Source organism: bacterium, from assembly GCA_023150945.1.
Lineage (GTDB): Bacteria > Zhuqueibacterota > Zhuqueibacteria > Zhuqueibacterales > Zhuqueibacteraceae > Coneutiohabitans.
The window spans coordinates 1-692 of sequence record JAKLJX010000079.1; the positions used below are offsets into that span (position 1 = coordinate 1).

Annotated in this window: 1 rRNA gene; it reads right to left on the reverse strand. The window is 55.1% G+C overall.

The annotated features are described in order from the left end of the window. Positions 1-692 (reverse strand): 23S ribosomal RNA (locus tag L6R21_28120); the annotation flags it as partial.

A 692-nucleotide genomic window follows, 5' to 3' on the forward strand; every position in this document is an offset into this window, starting at 1 on the left:
GTTACGGTGTCAATTTGCCGAGTTCCTTCTCCAGAGTTCTCTCAAGCGCCTGAGAATACTCATCACGCGCACCAGTGTCGGTTTGCGGTACGGTCGTGTGTAGCTGAAGCTTAGTGGCTTTTCCTGGAAGCAGGGTATCACTCACTTCGGCGGCAAGCCGCCTCGTTATCACCCCTCATCTAAGCCCGGCGGATTTTCCTACCAGGCACGACTACAGGCTTGAACCGGGACATCCAACACCCGGCTGAGCTAACCTTCTCCGTCCCCACATCGCACTACACATCGGTACAGGAATATTGACCTGTTTCCCATCAGCTACGCATCTCTGCCTCGCCTTAGGGGCCGACTCACCCTACGCCGATGAACGTTGCGTAGGAAACCTTGCGCTTACGGCGAGGGGGCTTTTCACCCCCTTTAACGCTACTCATGTCAGCATTCGCACTTCTGATACCTCCAGCAGACCTCGCGATCCACCTTCACAGGCGTACAGAACGCTCTCCTACCGCGCGTCTTGCGACGCACCCGCAGCTTCGGTTACTGGCTTAGCCCCGTTACATCTTCCGCGCAGGACGACTCGATCAGTGAGCTATTACGCTTTCTTTAAATGATGGCTGCTTCTAAGCCAACATCCTGACTGTTTTAGCCTTCCCACTTCGTTTCCCACTTAGCCACTATTGGGGACCTTAGCTGGC